At 33.8% G+C, this 17,672-nt stretch carries 19 protein-coding genes and 1 tRNA gene; 13 read left to right on the top strand and 7 right to left on the bottom strand.

Annotated elements, in window-relative coordinates:
* Nucleotides 1-33 precede the first annotated feature (33 nt).
* Nucleotides 34-1,050, top strand: coding sequence for a glutamine synthetase beta-grasp domain-containing protein (locus DFQ05_RS00985; protein WP_132702663.1), 1,017 nt, complete (start codon nt 34-36; stop codon nt 1,048-1,050).
* A 61-nt stretch (nt 1,051-1,111) separates the two neighbouring features.
* Here DFQ05_RS00985 and DFQ05_RS00980 read toward each other — a convergent pair whose 3' ends face one another.
* Nucleotides 1,112-2,059 carry a calcium/sodium antiporter gene (locus DFQ05_RS00980; RefSeq protein WP_132702661.1) on the bottom strand — a complete coding sequence of 316 codons (948 nt, stop codon included), beginning with the start codon at nt 2,057-2,059 and terminating at the stop codon, nt 1,112-1,114.
* A gap of 167 nt (nt 2,060-2,226) precedes the next feature.
* Here DFQ05_RS00980 and DFQ05_RS00975 point away from each other — a divergent pair, with 167 nt between their 5' ends.
* The 3 genes from DFQ05_RS00975 to DFQ05_RS00965 all read left to right on the top strand — a co-directional run bounded on the left by DFQ05_RS00975 (nt 2,227) and on the right by DFQ05_RS00965 (nt 5,816).
* A complete protein-coding gene (locus DFQ05_RS00975) occupies nt 2,227-3,042 on the top strand; it encodes a hypothetical protein (RefSeq protein ID WP_132702659.1) in 816 nt (271 codons plus the stop codon).
* A 154-nt stretch (nt 3,043-3,196) separates the two neighbouring features.
* A complete protein-coding gene (locus DFQ05_RS00970; RefSeq protein WP_132702657.1) occupies nt 3,197-3,556 on the top strand; it encodes a BlaI/MecI/CopY family transcriptional regulator in 360 nt (119 codons plus the stop codon).
* 1 nt (nt 3,557) lies between these two features.
* Complete coding sequence (locus DFQ05_RS00965; RefSeq protein WP_132702655.1) at nt 3,558-5,816, top strand: M56 family metallopeptidase; 2,259 nt, start codon at nt 3,558-3,560, stop codon at nt 5,814-5,816.
* Between the two features lie 52 nt (nt 5,817-5,868).
* Here DFQ05_RS00965 and DFQ05_RS00960 read toward each other — a convergent pair whose 3' ends face one another.
* Nucleotides 5,869-7,899, bottom strand: a complete 2,031-nt coding sequence (locus DFQ05_RS00960; RefSeq protein ID WP_132702653.1) for an endonuclease — start codon at nt 7,897-7,899, stop codon at nt 5,869-5,871.
* 569 nt (nt 7,900-8,468) lie between these two features.
* Between DFQ05_RS00960 and DFQ05_RS00955 the strand changes: the two genes are divergently transcribed.
* On the top strand, nt 8,469-8,621 hold the full coding sequence (locus tag DFQ05_RS00955) for an SsrA-binding protein (RefSeq protein ID WP_132704108.1): 153 nt from the start codon (nt 8,469-8,471) through the stop codon (nt 8,619-8,621).
* Nucleotides 8,622-8,776: 155 nt separating this feature from the next.
* Here DFQ05_RS00955 and DFQ05_RS00950 read toward each other — a convergent pair.
* Nucleotides 8,777-8,850: transfer RNA gene (locus DFQ05_RS00950), tRNA-Arg, on the bottom strand.
* 86 nt (nt 8,851-8,936) lie between these two features.
* Here DFQ05_RS00950 and DFQ05_RS00945 point away from each other — a divergent pair.
* The 8 genes from DFQ05_RS00945 (at nt 8,937) to DFQ05_RS00910 (ending at nt 14,322) form a co-directional block, all read left to right on the top strand.
* A complete protein-coding gene (locus tag DFQ05_RS00945) occupies nt 8,937-9,572 on the top strand; it encodes a Crp/Fnr family transcriptional regulator (protein WP_132702651.1) in 636 nt (211 codons plus the stop codon).
* Between the two features lie 58 nt (nt 9,573-9,630).
* Nucleotides 9,631-10,188, top strand: a complete 558-nt coding sequence (locus tag DFQ05_RS00940) for a YeeE/YedE family protein (RefSeq protein ID WP_132702649.1) — start codon at nt 9,631-9,633, stop codon at nt 10,186-10,188.
* Nucleotides 10,189-10,190: 2 nt separating this feature from the next.
* A complete protein-coding gene (locus DFQ05_RS00935; protein WP_073085539.1) occupies nt 10,191-10,607 on the top strand; it encodes a DUF6691 family protein in 417 nt (138 codons plus the stop codon).
* Nucleotides 10,607-11,407 carry a sulfite exporter TauE/SafE family protein gene (locus DFQ05_RS00930; protein ID WP_132702647.1) on the top strand — a complete coding sequence of 267 codons (801 nt, stop codon included), beginning with the start codon at nt 10,607-10,609 and terminating at the stop codon, nt 11,405-11,407. The genes DFQ05_RS00935 and DFQ05_RS00930 overlap by 1 nt, the downstream gene beginning before the upstream one ends.
* Before the next feature lie 71 nt (nt 11,408-11,478).
* On the top strand, nt 11,479-12,885 hold the full coding sequence (locus DFQ05_RS00925; protein ID WP_132702645.1) for an MBL fold metallo-hydrolase: 1,407 nt from the start codon (nt 11,479-11,481) through the stop codon (nt 12,883-12,885).
* Between the two features lie 12 nt (nt 12,886-12,897).
* A complete protein-coding gene (locus DFQ05_RS00920) occupies nt 12,898-13,107 on the top strand; it encodes a YgaP family membrane protein (protein WP_132702643.1) in 210 nt (69 codons plus the stop codon).
* Nucleotides 13,107-13,379, top strand: a complete 273-nt coding sequence (locus tag DFQ05_RS00915; RefSeq protein WP_132702641.1) for a heavy-metal-associated domain-containing protein — start codon at nt 13,107-13,109, stop codon at nt 13,377-13,379. The genes DFQ05_RS00920 and DFQ05_RS00915 overlap by 1 nt, the downstream gene beginning before the upstream one ends.
* 112 nt (nt 13,380-13,491) lie before the next feature.
* Nucleotides 13,492-14,322: a bacteriorhodopsin gene (locus DFQ05_RS00910; RefSeq protein ID WP_132702639.1), complete on the top strand. Its 831-nt coding sequence runs from the start codon at nt 13,492-13,494 to the stop codon at nt 14,320-14,322.
* 54 nt (nt 14,323-14,376) lie between these two features.
* On the opposite strand, the gene DFQ05_RS00905 is transcribed toward DFQ05_RS00910, so the two are convergent.
* The 4 genes from DFQ05_RS00905 to tpiA all read right to left on the bottom strand — a co-directional run bounded on the left by DFQ05_RS00905 (nt 14,377) and on the right by tpiA (nt 17,647).
* On the bottom strand, nt 14,377-14,652 hold the full coding sequence (locus DFQ05_RS00905; protein WP_132702637.1) for an ATP-dependent Clp protease adaptor ClpS: 276 nt from the start codon (nt 14,650-14,652) through the stop codon (nt 14,377-14,379).
* Between the two features lie 106 nt (nt 14,653-14,758).
* Nucleotides 14,759-15,805 (bottom strand): M57 family metalloprotease, encoded by a 1,047-nt coding sequence (locus DFQ05_RS00900; protein ID WP_132702635.1) that lies wholly within the window; start codon nt 15,803-15,805, stop codon nt 14,759-14,761.
* A gap of 253 nt (nt 15,806-16,058) precedes the next feature.
* Nucleotides 16,059-16,895: a 50S ribosomal protein L11 methyltransferase gene (prmA, locus tag DFQ05_RS00895; RefSeq protein WP_132702633.1), complete on the bottom strand. Its 837-nt coding sequence runs from the start codon at nt 16,893-16,895 to the stop codon at nt 16,059-16,061.
* Nucleotides 16,896-16,897: 2 nt separating this feature from the next.
* Nucleotides 16,898-17,647 carry a triose-phosphate isomerase gene (gene tpiA, locus DFQ05_RS00890; RefSeq protein ID WP_132702631.1) on the bottom strand — a complete coding sequence of 250 codons (750 nt, stop codon included), beginning with the start codon at nt 17,645-17,647 and terminating at the stop codon, nt 16,898-16,900.
* Nucleotides 17,648-17,672 lie beyond the last annotated feature (25 nt).

The raw sequence follows: 17,672 nt of genomic DNA, 5'->3' as shown, positions 1-17,672 counted from the left end.
CTTTGGTCTTTCGCTAATTTAACACAACAGATAATGAGCAAATCCAAGTTAGAGTATATTTGGTTAGACGGTTATAAACCGACACAAAACATGAGAAGTAAAACTAAAGTTGAAGATAACTTTAGTGGAAAATTAGAAGACTGCCCTATTTGGTCTTTTGATGGTTCATCCACACGACAAGCAGAAGGTGGTTCTTCGGACTGTCTTTTAAAACCAGTAGCAATTTATCCTGACCCAGCACGAAAAGATGGATATTTAGTAATGACTGAGGTTTTAAATGCAGATGGAACTCCTCACGAATCAAATGGTAGAGCAACTATAGATGATGATGACAACGACTTTTGGTTCGGTTTTGAGCAAGAGTACTTTATAATGGACAAAAAGACACAATTACCATTAGGATTTCCTGTTGGTGGTTATCCTGCGCCTCAAGGTTTATATTACTGTTCTGTAGGTGGTAGAAATACACACGGTAGAGACTTAGTAGAAGAACATGCCGATTTATGTATTGCTGCTGGACTAAATTTTGAAGGTATCAATCAAGAAGTGGCTTCAGGTCAGTGGGAATTTCAATTGTTCGCCAAAGGTGCAAAAAAAGCTGGTGACGAAATTTGGGTAGCCCGTTACCTACTAGATAGATTAACTGAAAAATATGGTTACTATATTGAGTACCATCCAAAACCTCTTGGAAAAGAAATGGATTGGAATGGTTCTGGTATGCATGCTAACTTTTCTAATACAACATTAAGAACTTGCGGAAGCAGAGAGGTATATGAAAAGATTTGCGAAGCTTTTAGACCTGTAGTAAAAGAACATATAGATGTGTACGGTGAGTTTAACGACCAGCGCTTAACAGGAGACCATGAAACAGCAGCAATCACAGATTTTTCTTATGGTATTTCTGATAGAGGTGCATCTATCCGAATTCCTATTATTACAGTAGAAAAAGGTTGGAAAGGTTGGTTAGAAGATAGAAGACCTGCTTCTAATGCAGATCCTTATAAAGTTGCTGGACGTATTGTACAAACGGTAAAGTCTGCCAACATATAATTTATATGTTTAAAAATTGAAAAGCGACTCCTTGAGTCGCTTTTTTTTTATGAATCTAATTTTAACTAAAGGCTAAAACTACGAAAATCACATATACTGCAAATAACAACAATCCTTTATATCTACCTATTTCAAAACGTTTTCCAAAGAAAACTAATGGTATTAAAACGCCTGCAAAACCAATCATCCAAAATATATTTGTAGATAGTATTTTGGATGACTCTACAGCTATAGGTTTTATAATCGCTGTAAGACCAAGTACTGAAGCAATATTAAAAATGTTTGAGCCTATTAAATTTCCCAAAGAAATAGCTTTTTCTCGCCTTAACGCTGCGATAACAGAAGCTGCTAATTCCGGGACGCTAGTACCAATGGCTATAACAGTCACGGAAATAGCATAATCGCTTATCCCTACTGTTTTTGCTAGACCTTTTGCCCCTTCAACAAGCCATTCAGAACCAAAATACAATCCTGATGCACCAATAATCAACCATACTATAATTTTAAAATTTGAAATGACAGCCAGCGCTTCATCTATGCCCTCTAACATTATAGCTTTAGTTCTTTTTCTAGAATCCCTTATTAAAAGCACTAAAAACAATACTAAAACTATAAATAAAATAGCACCTTCGGATGCAGAAAGAAGATTATCATTTTTTAAAAAGAAATACAATGCAAATGACATAAACATTAGCATTGGCCAGTTTAACTTATAAAATTCCCTATCAATAGATAATGGTGCAATTATCGCTGTTATACCCAAAACCAATCCAATATTGGCTATGTTAGAGCCTATAACGTTACCCAAGGCAATATCACTTACGCCATCTAAAGCGGCCTGTAAGCTTACCAATAACTCTGGCGCAGAGGTAGCAAAAGATACGACCGTCATGCCAATAACAAGTTTAGATAATTTTAGTTTAAAAGATAGCCCTACCGATGCTCTCACAAGAAACTCGCCACCCACAACAAGCAGTACTAATCCAATAATTATAAGCAATAGATTCATGCGTTTTCAAATTTGTGCGAAGATACTACTTACTCAGGAAATGAGATTTATTAATAGTGATTTTAGATTAACAATTAGTTAAAAAATCGCACTAAACTTTAGTTAAAATTTGGTCTGGAATTAATCCTTAAAATAAATTTGAGTGTCAATCTAAAAATCAATGAAAAATGAAGTCAAACAAAACAGTTAAAACTTTCGCTCTGGCGTTTTTATTTTCTTCTAGCTTTTTATTCTTAAGCACCATTAACGCCCAAAGCAAGTCTAGTTACGAAACTAATGTCGAAGTTACTATCGATAAAGATACCACTGACGATGATTTTATAGGCATCCAAGAGATGCTAAAAGACCATGATATCGAAGCCAATTTCGATAATATTCAGCGAAACGAAAATGGTGAAATCACTGGCATATCTATAACATTATCTACTGTTACAGGACAACAAACCAGCACCTCACTTTCTAGTAATATGCCTATTAGTCCAATGGAATTTGGAAGTAAAAACGGCAATCTATTTGTAGGGAGAAATAGAGACGGCTTAAATATGTTTGCCTTATTTAATAACAATAATTTCTCAGTGCCGTTTGATACAGATTCGATTTTTGGAAGCCGAATGAACATGTTTAAAATGGATGATTTTTTCAACAATTCTGATATGTTTTTTTTCAACGGTGATTCGATGGATATGGATTCTCTTCGAAAAAAATTGCTAAATAGCTTCAAATTTGGCTCAAATCCTTCCAGCAGAAATTTTAGCTTTTTAACAGACGAAAATAAACAGTCTTCTAGATTTAGATTTGTAGACGACCCAAATAAAGAAACGGTTATTGTTATAGACGGAAAAGTTTCAGACTTTAAAACTTTAGATCAACTTGCCAAAGAAGATAAATTGAGTGATGTTGACGTATTAAAACCAAGCACTGCAATTAGTATTTATGGTAATAAGGCTAAAGACGGCGCTATCATAGCAACAACAAAGGAATAAACATTAGTATTTTTTTAATTATAGGAGTGAGCACTTTGCTCACTTTTTTATTCAATAAAACTAAATTTTTCGTTAAATAACTATAAAAATAGTTTGAAAACTATAAAAATAGTTATAGCTTTGAAATGTAGTCATCAATTTCATTTTTAGAAACATGCAGAAATTAACAAACAAAGAAGAGGAAATCATGCACATTTTGTGGCGTCTTGAAAAAGCATTTGTAAAAGATGTTTTAGCAGAAATAAAAGACGATAAGCCACATTACAACACGCTTTCTACCATAATTAGACATCTTGAAGAAAAAGGATATGTTTCCTATAACGCCTACGGTAAAACGCACCAATACTATCCTATTGTAAAAAAGGAGGACTATAAGGCAAAGTTTATGAACACAGCCATAGCTAACTACTTCAATAACTCTTATAAGAATATGGTTTCTTTTTTTGCAAAAGAAGAAAAAATTAGTGTGGACGAGCTAAAAGAAATTATTGACCTCATCGAAAAAAAGAAGTAAAATGGACTACTTATTACAATCTAGTGCTCTACTCCTCTTAATGTATTTGGGTTATTCACTTTTCTTAAAACAAGAAACGTTTTTCACTCACAACAGGTGGTTCTTATTTTTTGGCATATTAACAGCTGTTCTCCTGCCTTTAGTTGAAATACCTGTTTATGTTACTTTAGAGCCAGCACTTCACCCTAGCACACCTGTAGAATTTATCTATGCACCAACAGAATTAATTGAAGAAGAAAAGCCCTTCGACTGGTTACAAGTATTAAGATACGCTTATCTCTTGGGTGTTATAATTTTCTTTGTTCAGTTTATATTTCAATTCGGCTCTTTATTGTTTTTGCTAATTAAAAATGCTAAAAATAGGGATGGCATATATACTTATGTTATTGTAAAAAACAAGATTTCACCGTTTTCATTCTTTAAATGGATAGTTTACAATCCTAATTTATTTTCAGAAGACGAGCTGCAATTAATCTTAAATCACGAAAAAGTTCATGTCCGTCAATGGCATTCATTAGATATTATAATTTCACGGTTGGCTTGCGTTGCATTTTGGTTTAATCCTTTGGCATGGATTTACCATAAAAATATTCAACAAAATCTCGAGTATATTGCTGACGCGGAAACACAAAAGCACTTAGTCTCCTCGTTAGATTATCAGCAACTTCTGCTAAAAACAAGTATAGGAAATACTAACATCAATCTTACATCAAATTTTTATAATTCATTAATCAAAAAACGAATCGTTATGTTACAAAAACATCAATCAAAATCAATTAATCGCCTAAAACTACTCATAGTTTTACCGTTTATTGCACTCTTTCTTATGAGTTTTAATACCAAAGAAGTATTTATAGAAACCCCAACAAAAATCAATGAAAGTGAAGTTATAGATACAAAAGTTGAAGTTGTTTTCACTAACCAAATGAGTGATAAACGCCTAGATGAAATGAAGGAATTTCTAAATAAAGAAGGTATAAAAATGACTTTAACTTCTCTAGAGAGAAATTCTGAAGGACTTATAAACAAAATCGACATAAAATTCGATTACGACAGCTCCTCTACAAGCTATAAAGCAGATGCAAAGGATGGTATAAAGCCATTCCGTTTTGTAAAATTTGAAAACGGTATGGTAATGGTTGGACCCGCAAACATGGACGTGATAGAGGTTATCGAAGAACCTGAAGTTGAAGAGATTATTGAAATCATAGAAGAACCAGTTATAGAAATAATTGAGGATGAAGAGGAAATAGAAATAGAGGCAGACTCAGTCTATTTCATTAAAACGAACCCAAAAACCAAAGCGAAATATATTTTTAGAACAAAAGACAGTATTGTTGCTGGAAAACCAAAAACTGCGTACACCTTTAAAGCTAATGGGAATGTCAAAGTCAACTCGAATAGTTTTACCATTAAAACAGATTCGATTAATTATAAAAATACTATTAGAATAAGAAATTCTAAAGGTAAAGACCCGATTTATATCATAAACGGAAAAGTGGCATCTAAAAAAGACTTAAAAAAGATGAACCCAAATAAGATTGCCGAAGTTAGTGTAATAAAAGGTGACAAAGCAACTGCATTATATGGCAAAAAAGGGAAAGATGGTGTTGTAGAAATCAAAACTAAAGGGAAAGCTAATAAGAAAAAGAATGTATGGCAAATCTCTAAAATCGAGGCTACCGATGTTTTTAAATCATCAACAAAAGAGGAGCTAAAAAAGTTCTTAAGTACAGCCAATAAACCTTTAATTACCGTAAACGGAGATGTTTTAGGTAATATTGATATTAAAGATTTGGATTATTCGATTATTGAATCTATTTCTATAGTTGACGATAAAACTGCAACAGAAATATATGGAGCTAAAGGAAAAAATGGCATTGTAGTTATAACTACAAACGAAGCCAAAAACAGATTTGAACGATTAACCCAAGATAACAAAGACTACAAAGTACAAATAGGCTCAGTTAGATTTGAAGATGACAATAAAAACACGACCATGACATTGCATTACATCACTAAAGACACACAAGACAAACTCATGGAAACGCACAAAAAGGAATTAGCAAAAAAAGGTATCACGGTCAAGTATTCAAAATTGAAGCGGAATAAAAACGGAGAAATTGTTAGAATCAAAATTTCTGTAAAAGATAAAGATGGTAATAGTAGTGTTGGTACTTTTAATAATACCAATGGCATTCCAACAATAAACTTTGGTAAATATGGTGATGATTTAGTAGTGAGCTCAAATCCACTTTAAACTTTATAAAATTCTAAATAAAAGCCTGAACATATGTTCAGGCTTTTGTTTTTTATTTTATTACTAAACGTTTGGTTTCAATTTTAGTATCATCGTAAAATCTAAGCAGATAAATTCCTTTCGAGAGATTTAAATCCACAGCATTAGAACTATCTATATCCAGGTCTTGTATTTTTCGACCTTCTATAGAGAGTACCTCAATTTTTGTATTTGCCTCTACACCTTGAAATATAATTTTACCATCAGAAGGATTTGGGTAAAAAGTAAAACGATTAGTTTCACTTTCACCTATACTTAAAGCGCCGTTATAGACTTGCCCTACCTTATCTCCCCAGATATAATCTACTAAATCTGGCAAATCAATTAAGGGGTTTCTGTTACGTTGCCAATCAAAGACAACATTATTCCTGTTCATTTCATAGTCATCTGGAGTATCATCTTCGTGCCATTGCAACAACACATCCAAATTTCCCAAAGTACCATCATCGTTGCTATCATTAGAGTTTGGGAAACCACTAACAACATCAAGTCCGTTATATCTTAAGTCTAAAAATAAAACACTACGGGCCACATCACCTCTAAAGCTAATGCCTATTCCATTTGCTGGGTCGACATTTGCTGGACCATTATATTCTCTTAATCCTGAAGTTGTAGAGAAATTGTTACTATAATTTGCATTACTTCTTCGACTATTTTCTGATGCGTCTGCAGCTCTCAGAGCATGGGCATCAGAATTTGCATGACGTAACGAGTCTGCATTTGTGGTTATAAAGACATTTATTCCTGTAGCTTCATCATCAAAATCGTCCCAATCATTAAAACCTCCTCTGGATCTAGGAAACGTATGTTCTCGATTCCACTTCCCTGTACTTATTCCAGAATTTTGCTGATCTAATTTTGAACGTCCCTCTTCAGTATACACCAACCAAACCTGGTTACTATTTTCAGGATTTTGGTCTGCTATTTTTAAAATATTAAAAACATCTGCATAGCTATGTGTTCTTACCTCATTTGGGTCTGCTATAATTGCTTGTACAGCATCTCTTAAATCTTGTCCTGACTTTCCATTTAAACTACTGTAATAACTCACAGGTTGTGTACTAGTCACTTGGTCGTAGGTTGGATTTAATGGCGTACCCCAAGCAGCTGTTGTGAAATCGTTATCTACAACACGAACAGTAATAAAGTTATTTGAAGCAACAATTGGCTCAACTAAATCTAGAACCTCAATAACAAGTTCTTCATCGCCTTCATCATTTGGGTCATCTAAAAGAGAGATAAAGGTACTAGCTGTATTCTGACCATTAGGAATTGTAATACTTGTAGAGCCAGAAAAATCTCCTGTTGTAAAAGTTCCATTAGATAAGGAGATATTAAAGGTAACATCAGAAGTTACATTCTGGTCTGCTGTAAATGTTATTTGAAAGCTTTCGCCTTCAATGTATTGCGTTTCTGTTGTAGAAATAGCAATAGCATTAAATATAATTCCAGAACCATCATTTAAAGCTCTTGGCGTAGGTGTGTCAGGTTCAAATGTGTTGTCAGCTCTGCGCTGAAGCGAATTGGTTGTATCAGAACCCTCGAAATACTGAGTGGTTTGACCTAAAGCCATAAGCAAATCATTATCCACAGCACTAACTGAGCCAGTATCGTAGACTAAGGCATCTACAAGATTGAAACTTGGATTAGAAGTTGCTGGCGTACCATCGGGAAAGTTATCAATCGATGTCTGATAAATTGCAACGGCATCAGTCCCGTTTTGAAACAACCCATTTGTTAATAATACTTGCGGAAACGGAGATACATTAAGATTGCCTAAAACCAATAATCCGTTACTATCTGTTGTATATCCATTTAAGTCGAATGCTAAATAGCTTAAGTCATTTCCTGCAGAAGTGTTATTTCCGTTAAAAAATACTAAGATGTAACCATCAGTAGAAAAATTTGGAGTAAGTGATTTTAACTCTATAAACTCTTCGTCGTCAGTGCTTGGGTCATTCGCATCTAACTCGTTTATCACTAAAGTTTGAGACCAACCGTAAAAAGAGGTTAATACAAACAGCAAAAACGTAAAATTGCGCATATCTAATTTTTGGCAAAGATACATTTTATAAAGTCGTTTTTATGTTAAAAAATAATGATGAAATAAACTATGATAACTGTCATATTTATTCATTGATTTCAGAATCAAAAAAGATCAAATATTAAAAATTAGCTACTTTGAGAATAAAATCTCCCTTGGGTTTTAAAAACCAATCCGAAAATACCCTTAAAATGTTTCAATTATAAACAACATATAACATATATGGTAATAAAATAAAACATTAAACAAGAGATAATAGTTTTTATTTGAAACTGTACTCATTTTTTTACTTATAATTTCATATCCAAATTCATAGATTTTTAGAAAAGTGTTTGGTGGAAGATTAGCTCCCGATATATATTGAAAACTCAATCAAGAAATTGTAGTAAAATATTAACCTTTAAAACATTAAAACCATGCTAACTATTGTCAAAGTAATTGTAGAAATTATATTCTCAATTTAGATTTAAACCAACCAATCAAAAACTTAAATCAATCAAAAAATCAGAAAAACTTAGCACTTCGCTAAGTTTTCTTTTTTTAGATATATTTGATTATTAAATTTTATGATGAAGAAAGGTCTCTTTAAAGTTTTAGCAAAAGCAAATAAGCTTATGCTCCCATCTTTTACAAAGCAACAACTAGATTTATCTAAAGCCAAGAAATGGCAATTAGCCATTATAGGTTGGCGAGCTTTTGTAACTATGAATGCTTTGGATTAGATAAGGAAATAAAAAAAGCTCATCTAAACAGATGAGCTTTTTGTAACCTCGACAGATTGACTTCGTCTTGACTGACAAAGCTCCGCTTTGAAAATCAAAATCTTACTAAAACAAAAAAGCAAGCTATTAGTTTTAGCTTGCTTTTGATTTATCCGTGACCTCGACAGGATTCAAACCTGTAACCTTCTGAGCCGTAATCAGATGCGCTATTCAGTTGCGCCACGAGGCCGTTTTTAAGTGGGTGCAAATATAATACATTATTTAAAAAACAACCAAACTATTTATATCAAAAATTGAATTCACTATTTTTGATATATGGTACATACAGATACGCTTCAATCTTTCGAATATTTATTCGATTCAGTCTTAATAGATAGTATTGCTAAAGTAGCGACCTTAAAAACGTTTAAAAAAGACGATATCATTATCGATATAGGTCAAAAGCTAAAATTTATTCCCCTATTGATTAAGGGAAATATCAAAATATTACGTGAAGATAAAAATGGTGAAGAACTCTTAATTTATGTATTAGAATCTGGAGATACCTGCGCAATGTCTTTAACCTGTTGTATGTCTAAATCTTCAAGTAAAATTAGAGCTGTAGCCGATGAAGACACTGAAGTAATTATGATACCTATAGAGAACATGCAACTATGGTTTCATACCAATGAAAGTTGGCGAAATTTTATTCTTGAGAGTTACCAAATACGCTTTGACGAGATGTTAGAGACCATTGACACGCTTGCCTTTATGAGAATGGATGAGCGATTATTTAAATATTTAACCGATAAAGTAAAATTAACTGCCTCTACTCAACTAGATATTACCCATCAAGACATCGCTGAAGATTTACACACATCTAGAGTTGTTATTTCTAGGTTACTTAAGCAATTAGAAAAAGAAGGGAAAATAGAACTCGGCAGAAACAAAATAGAGGTTTTAGAGTTTTAGTAACCTTTGTAACATTGACCTAGATATAGAACCCTATTTTTGTCACAAAAAATAACCTATGGATTACATTTTAGAACCCTGGCCATGGTATGTTTCTGGCCCTTTAATTGCTATCGTTATGTTCTTACTCTTATATTTTGGAAGAACATTTGGTATGTCTTCTAACCTCCGCACACTTTGCTCTATGGGTGGCGCTGGCAAGCGCGTTGCTTTTTTCGATTTTGATTGGAAAGCCCATAGATGGAATCTCACAGTAGTTCTGGGCGCTATTGTTGGTGGTTTTATTGCTCACCATTTGCTTTCTAATCCTACAGATATCGCTTTAAGTCAACAAACCATAACTGATTTAAACGAATTAGGCTTTGAAAATGCTGGTAAATCTTTGTTACCAGATGAGCTTTTTAGTTGGGAAAATATTTTCTCTATTAAAGGCATGCTAATTTTGATAATTGGCGGGTTTTTAGTTGGTTTTGGTACGCGATATGCTGGCGGCTGTACCTCTGGACATGCAATTACAGGACTTAGTAGTTTACAATTACCATCTTTAGTTGCCGTTATCGGCTTCTTTATCGGTGGTTTAATAATGATTCATTTAATATTTCCAATCTTATTTTAGTTATGAGTAAATACATTAAATTTTTTCTGGTTGGTATATTCTTTGGAATTGTATTAGTAAAATCCGAGGCTGTTTCATGGTACCGCATTTTTGAAATGTTTAAGTTTCAATCCTTTCATATGTATGGTATTATTGGCACTGCGATTACCACAGGAATCCTATTGCTATTGATTTCAAAAAAGATGAGCATAAAAACTACTGAAGGTCGTTTGATAAGAGTCCCAAAAAAAGATAGAGGTTTTAAACGATATATTATAGGTGGAAGTATATTTGGACTTGGTTGGGCACTCAGTGGCGCATGCCCTGGACCAATGTATATCCTATTAGGTACTGGCGCATTTTCTATTATTATAGTCATTGCCGCAGCAATTTTTGGAACATACATGTACGGCGTTTTAAAAGATAAACTCCCTCATTAATGGAACATACAGAGATATTAGGATATATAAGTTCTGTAATCGCAGGAATCATCATGGGTTTAATTGGTGGTGGTGGTTCTATCCTAACTGTACCTATTTTAGTATATCTACTTGGCTTTAACCCCATTGTTGGCACCGCATATTCTTTATTTGTAGTTGGCGCCACTTCTACAGTTGGGGCGTTTCAAAGTTTAAAACGTGGTCTTGTTGATTTTAAAGCTGCTTTAATCTTTGCCATTCCATCTATTATTGGCGTTTACTTAACTAGGCGCTACTTGGTTCCTGTTCTACCAGAAGTAATGTTTAATGTTGGAGATTTTGAAGTTACAAGTGGAATTTTCATAATGCTTGTATTTGCTATAGTCATGCTATTTGCAAGTCTATCAATGATATCAAATAAAACCGGTGTTGCTGAAGTCACTGATGAAGTTTTTAAATACAACCCTTACATGGTATTCTTTCTAGGATTAATGACTGGTATAATTAGTGGATTTGTAGGTGCTGGTGGTGGATTCCTTAATATCCCTGTTTTAGTCCTTTTTGTACGATTACCAATGAAAAAAGCCATAGGGACATCTCTTTTTATTATTTCAATTAAATCTTTAATTGGGTTCCTTGGCGATTTAAAAACGGTTGAAATCGATTGGAATTTTCTTTTAATATTCACAGCACTTTCAATAATTGGAATCATTTTTGGGCTTTACCTCTCTAAATTCATCCACGGAAAAAAACTAAAGAAAGGCTTCGGATATTTCACCTTAATCATGGGATTTTATATTATTTGGAAAGAGCTTCTATAGCGCTATGTGACAAATGTCACATATTCAATTATATGGTTTTGTAAATTTGTATCACTAAAAAAGAAAAAAAAATGAAAATAGAACAATTATACACAGGATGCCTTGCACAAGGCGCATATTACATAGAGTCTGAAGGCGAAGTCGCTATTATAGACCCACTTAGAGAAACGCAACAATACATAGATAAGGCTAAAGCCAATAATGCAAAAATCAAATATATTTTTGAAACACATTTTCATGCAGATTTTGTTTCCGGGCATGTAGATTTAGCAAAGAAAACAGGCGCAACAATAGTTTATGGACCTGGCGCAACCACTGAGTATGATATCCATTCAGCAAAAGATAATGAGGAATTTAAGTTAGGAAAACTAACAATAAAGGTCTTACACACACCTGGACACACCTTAGAATCTTCGACCTATTTATTAATTGACGAAAATGGAAAAGACCATGCTATTTTCTCTGGAGATACTTTATTTCTTGGAGATGTTGGTCGTCCAGATTTAGCGATAAAATCTGATTTAACAAAGGAAGATTTAGCAGGAATGCTCTATGATTCTTTAAGAAACAAAATTATGCCTTTAGCTGATGACGTTATTGTTTATCCTGCGCATGGCGCCGGTTCTGCCTGCGGGAAAAACCTTAGTAAAGAAACAGTGGGTATTTTAGGTGAACAAAAGAAAACGAATTATGCCTTACGAGCAGATATGACGAAGGATGAGTTTGTAAAAGAAGTTCTCGATGGTATTGCACCACCACCACAGTATTTTGCTAAAAATGCGATGCTAAATAAAACTGGCTATTCTACGTTTGAAGAGGTACTACAAAAGGGAGATACACCACTAAGTCCTGAAGATTTTGAAGCTTTAGCTAATCATGAATCTGCTTTGGTTTTAGATGTTCGTCCACAATCTGAATACGTAAAAGGTCACATCCCAAATTCAATTTTCATAGGGCTTAATGGGCAATTTGCACCATGGGTTGGCGCTCTAATAACAGATCTGAAACAGCCTATAATTTTGGTAGTACCTGAAGGAAAAGAAGCCGAAGCAGTTACCAGATTATCTCGTGTTGGCTACGATAATACCTTAGGATATTTAGAAGGCGGTATTGAAGCTTGGCAAAAATCAGGAAAAGATATCGAAACTTTAGAGTCTATATCTGCAGAAGAATTTGCTGAACGCGTAAAAAAAGGAAATATAAATATTCTTGATGTAAGAAAGGATGGCGAATATAATTCGACTCATTTAGAGGACGCTCAGCATTTTGCTCTAGACTATATTAACGACAACATGGATAAAGTAAGCAAAGATAAAACGTATCACATCCATTGTGCTGGTGGTTATCGTTCTGTAATTGCCGCATCGATTCTAAAAGCAAGAGGATTTAATAATCTTGTAGATATTGCTGGCGGTTTTGCAGCCATAAAGAAAACGGATTTACCAACTACAGATTTTGTTTGTCCGTCAACACTCTAAAACCATTGAATAATGAAAAAAAACATGAACAACATCGACAAATCAATAAGAATTCTTATTGCTGTAGCAGTAGCACTCCTCTATTATTTTAATGTTATAGAAGGAACACTAGCTTATGTTTTAATGGGCGTGGCCATCGTTTTTCTAGTTACAAGCCTAATAAGCTTTTGCCCATTGTATAAAATTTTGGGCGTTAGTACTTGCAAACTTAAGACTAAGTAATGGGCTCAACGACGCTGAAAATACAGAATTTAAAATGCGGAGGATGCGCTAACACCATCGTGACTCAACTTTCAAAAATTGAAGGTATTTCAGATGTAGTTGTTACTAATGAAACTTGCGAAGTTTCACTAAATTTTAAATCGGACACTCAATTAGAAAGTGTTACAAAAACACTTTCTAATTTGGGTTATCCGTTAGTAGGTGAGACAAATACGCTTCCAAAAAAAGCCAAATCTTTTGTGAGTTGTGCTGTTGGCAGACTTTCTAAATAGTTAACTGGCTAGAAATTGTTAATTAATTATAAATTTTGTTTAAACTTTTATAAAAAACTTTAAACAAAAAGAGTTTTGTTTTATATTATCACGAACATAAAACAAAACATATATGCAACAACTAGAACACTCAAATTTTGAAAATTATATCGGTTTAACCGAAGGCTACTCCGAAGTAGCTTATCAATTCACATCACACATCCTAACTTTAGGCTATGCAGTAATGCTGGCAGGTTTGTTATATTTTATACTTACCATTAAAAATGTAGATAAAAAATATAGAATGTCTAATATTTTATCTGCAGTTGTAATGGTTTCTGCGTTTTTACTATTGTACGCGCAAGCAAATAATTGGTCTAATAGCTTTAGTTTCGATTTGTCCAAAGGGCGCTACTTCCTTAATCCAGAAGGCGATTTATTTAACAACGGTTACAGATACTTAAATTGGCTAATTGATGTGCCAATGCTTCTTTTCCAAATATTATTCGTAGTAAGTCTAACAAAGTCTAAATTTAGCTCCATTAGAAATCAGTTTTGGTTCTCTGGCGCTATGATGATTATAACTGGATATATTGGTCAATTTAATGAGGTTACCAATACTACGGCATTCTTTGTGTGGGGCGCAATATCTACAATTTTCTTCTTTCACATTCTTTATTTAATGCATAAGGTAATTAAAGAAGGAAAAGAAGGAATTCCAAAAAAAGGACAACGAATACTCAGTCAGATATGGGTTTTATTTTTAGTGTCATGGTTCTTATACCCAGGAGCCTATCTAATGCCATATTTAGCAGGTTTTGATGGTTATTTTTACAGTGAAAGTGGTGTTATGGCTAGACAATTAACCTATACAATTGCAGACGTTTCTTCAAAAGTTATCTATGGCGTGATGCTTGGTAATTTAGCTATTGTACTTTCTAAAAAAAGAAAAGCCTTAGGGTAAAATAAATCATTAGCATTTATATACTAAAAATCCCGCTGATGCGGGATTTTAACTTTACACTATCTCGGCGCTTAGTCCTGCTTGTAAAAGCTTGGAACATCGCGGTTTTAAATCATCGTAAGACCCTGTTTTTACGGTACATTTACCTTTATAATGCACAATTATCGAACATTGCTCTGCTTGCTCTGGCGTGTGATCGCAAGCATAAATTAAAGTATCTATAACGTGATCAAATGTATTAACATCGTCATTAAACAAAACAATTTCATTCTGTTTTATAACTTCTTCTTCAACTAAAAGTTCTTCTAACTGTTTTTCCTTACTACCCATAATTAATACGATTATAGCTAAAATAATAAATTTATCATTTAAAAGAAAAAAGGTTATTTGATATTACAATCAAACAACCTTTTTAAGTAATTAATTGGGGGATATTTTAATTACAAGGTCCCAAAAGATTCCATCCACCAGAAACACGCTGGTATAAATTACCGAAATAAGTTACTAAAGAACCTATAGGATAATTTACGCCACTTTGCCACTCTGATACGCCATCACATGGACCAGATGTACTTTCTGGATACATAAATTCTAATGCAGTAATGTCGTTAGCGTTAAACTCGCCATCAACACCAGTATTAAAACAGGCCTGCATGATTGATGTTAAATCTCTTCCTGTTGGAGTTCCTGGAATATGCTCAGCTCCGTTTGAGCCTGCACCTTCGTTACCTTGATTAGCAACAGGACAGCTTAATCTATCAAACCAATCCGAGTGTCTAAATCCAACAGAATGTCCAATCTCATGACCAATAACATGTTCATTTACATTGGTAGAGAATTGCTCGATGTTATAAATCTGAACAAACTTATTTGGTCTTCCGTCTGATGTTGGAAAACCAGCAACTCCTCCTTGAGAACCTGGTGTATTTACAGAATTATCGTAAACAACCATATCCGCAGCCTGAAAATTAGTCCCGAATGTAAGGTTAAACTGAAGTGTCGTATTTAAGTTATTATAATTATCGACTGCCCATTGCAAAGCTGTTTGCGCTTTAGAAGATAATGCCTGACTACCACCAGTATACCCCAAAATATCTATGGTTCTGTTAGCACCAGTCACTAAATTAAATGTACGGTACTGACGACCAGTGTCTTCTGGATTTAACAAATTATCTAACTCTTCTGGCGTGAATGTAATATCACTTCCTATAAAGTAACGCTCTTCGGTTGTTCCGTCTGGTAGATGAAAATCTCCGATAGATACTACTCCAACGTCAATATCTAGAGACCTAATTGAGTTTAATAAATCCTCGTCTGTAACAGGCGTTCTATTTCCGAGGTCATTCATATTAATAATGGTTTCTTCTAATAAATCATTTGAAGCATCTATAATATCTTGTTCTGCGTTCTCTTTTTCACAAGCGAAAAAAACAAATGCAAAGGCGGACATAAAGATTATACCCTTTTTTAATAAATTTTTCATTTTTAAAATTGGTTTTCGTTAAAATTGGTTTTCATTGAGATGTTTTACGTAAAACAAGGCATAGATACTTTTAAGCGCCAAAAAATCTTTGGCTCTGACAAAACATCTATAAGTAAATAATATTATTTATACTAAGTTACGCTTAGAAAACGGAAAAAGATTACGGGAAATCCGCATTTCTTTAACAAAACATTAACTTTTTTGTTAAAATTTTAGGCAGTTAATCGATAATTAACATTAAGGAATAAGATTGTTATTTTTTTAACATTAATGAGGCCCAATTGTTTCGTTCTAATTGGTCTTTCAGTGTTAAATTAAAATCTTTACATTTTGAGTTAATGATAGACACATCTTCATTATAAAAACCACTTAAAAAAAGCATTCCATTAGCTTTCAAGCATTTTGCGTACGTTGGTATGTCTAATAGTAAAATGTTTCTGTTAATATTAGCTATAATGATGTCATAAGATTTTCCTTCTAAAAGCGTTGCATCGCCTTCATAAACTGAAATATGATGACAATCATTGCGCTCCACATTTTCTAAACTATTTAGATAGCACCAATTGTCTATATCTATAGCGTCTACCTTATACGCACCACATTTCTCTGCTAATATGGCTAAAACACCGGTTCCGCATCCCATATCTAAAACAGATTTATTTTTAAAATCGTTTTTTAATATGTGCTGAATCATCATATACGTTGTTTCATGATGTCCTGTACCAAAACTCATTTTAGGCTCAATAACTAAATCGAATTTAGTGTTTGGTTTCTTGTGGAAAGGTGCGCGTACGGTCACCAAGCTATCTACATCAATAGGTTTAAAATTATTTTCCCATTCGGCGTTCCAGTTGGTTTGCTCAATTTCATTGAACTGATATGTAATTTCGAATTCGTCCGAATTTAGAATTTGAATATTATCCAATATAAAAGCGTCCCAATCGCCTTTCTGAATGTAGGCCGTAACTCCTGTTTCATTTTCTACAAAACTTTCGAAACCAGCGTAGCCTAGCTCAGCAATAAGGATTTCGGTTCCTGGTTGTAGAGGCGATACTTTAAAATCGTAGCCGATGTAGATAGTGTCTGCCATCACTAAAATGCGTTGACAATCGCAAAGAAATCTTCGGCATTTAAAGAAGCTCCGCCAATTAAGCCTCCATCGACATCTGGTTTAGAAAATATCTCTCTGGCATTAGCAGGCTTAACACTTCCACCGTAAAGAATAGAGACTTCATTAGCTATATCTGTTCCATATTTATCTGCTAAGGTTTTGCGTATAAAAGCATGCATATCTTGTGCCTGTTCTGGACTTGCAGTTTCACCAGTACCAATAGCCCAAACAGGCTCGTATGCTAAAACTATATTTTGAAAATCCTCTTCCTTTAGGTGAAACAAGGCATTTTTAATTTGGCTTTCTACAACAGCTTCTTCTTTACCAGCTTTTCTATCCGCTAATTCTTCACCAAAACAAAAAATAACTCTCATCTTATTCACTAAAGCTGCATCTACCTTTTTTGCTAAACTTTCGTCCGTTTCATTAAAATAAGCACGACGCTCACTATGACCTAGGATAACGGTCTTAATGCCAATACTTTTTAGCATGCCTGCACTTACTTCGCCCGTAAAGGCACCATTATTAGCAAAATGCATGTTTTGGGCAATAACTTCGATAGTGTCTTGACGTAGAGATTCGAAAGCAGGCCATAAATTTGTAAACGATGGTGCAATCATCACCTCGGCTTCCGAGGTCTGCACCTGTTTTTTTAAATCGGAAATTAAAGCCTGTGTTTGGGACAAGCCATTATTCATCTTCCAATTACCTGCTACTATATTCTTTCTCATAATGTATGATGTATTTATAAGTATT

Source organism: Winogradskyella wandonensis (assembly GCF_004346845.1).
In the GTDB taxonomy this organism is placed as follows: Bacteria; Bacteroidota; Bacteroidia; order Flavobacteriales; family Flavobacteriaceae; genus Winogradskyella; species Winogradskyella wandonensis.
The sequence above is the reverse complement of the archived record's forward strand: the minus strand, read 5'-3'. Positions and strand labels throughout refer to the sequence as shown.